The following is an 879-nucleotide window of genomic DNA, read 5'->3' as shown; positions in this document are numbered from 1 at the left end:
TCTTCGGCCAGGCGACAGACCGGAGGTGAGCTACATGTTCATCAGGGCCAACGTCGCCGACTTCCCTGTGACGGTCATGTGCGAGGTGCTCGGCGTCAGCCCCAGCGGCTACTACGCCTGGGCCAGCCGAGCGGAGCGCGCGCGGGCCACTGCCGACCGAGCCCTGGCCGTCGAGATCCGGGCCGCCCACGCGGCGAGCCGCGGCCGCTACGGCAGCCCGCGGGTGCATGCCGAACTGCGCGCCCATGGCCGTCGGATCGGCCGGGCCGGTGCAGCGTCGCCCAGATCGTCGTCAGCGAGCCGGCACGGATCCCACGCCGGGTGAGCTCCCCCTGGAGCTCCGCGAGCGTGATGCCCGGCTTGGCCGCGGTCAGCTCGCGCAGCAGGTCCTCATGGCCGGCCAGCAGCGGCTTGCGGTAGCCGCACCAATCCTGCGTCCATCGTTGACACCATTGTACGGCGGGGCTGATGCGGTGCGTTCCTGCAGTCGATCGACGTAAGCGCCCCGCGTCGTCTCTGGCGCGCCACGCCGCAACTCTGCGGCCCGCATCGTTGCGATGCGAAGGGCGTCTTGCATTACGGCCTTGCGGCTACTCGAGCGCCAGGCCCTGCACGGCGCGAACGAGTGCTCGGCCGCGTCGCGCACCACCTCGTCCATCACGGCGTTCGTTGCGCGAAAGCGACAGCCGCGCAATAGAGGGGCGAGATCGAGAGCGCGCCTTTGGGCCCACCAACCGCGTTTTCGACCCCGACCGTCATCGCAGCAACCTCCCCGCTTCAGCGTCGCCACTGACAGCGGCCAGCGCCATGTCATGCACCGCTTCCGCGAGATCGTACGGCATCTCCACCGCCGGCTCATTCATCCCCGGCAGCGTCGGG

At 70.2% G+C, this 879-nt stretch carries 1 protein-coding gene; it reads left to right on the top strand.

What is annotated here, in order from left to right; translation table 11 throughout:
* Positions 1–325: IS3 family transposase (locus tag ACLF3M_RS35335; protein WP_430661703.1), on the top strand; the 325-nt coding region annotated here is incomplete at its 5' end.
* Positions 326–879: the final 554 nt, after the last annotated feature.

It is taken from the genome of Falsiroseomonas sp. HW251 (assembly GCF_050563545.1).
GTDB lineage: Bacteria > Pseudomonadota > Alphaproteobacteria > Acetobacterales > Acetobacteraceae > Falsiroseomonas.
The sequence above is the reverse complement of the archived record's forward strand: the minus strand, read 5'-3'. Positions and strand labels throughout refer to the sequence as shown.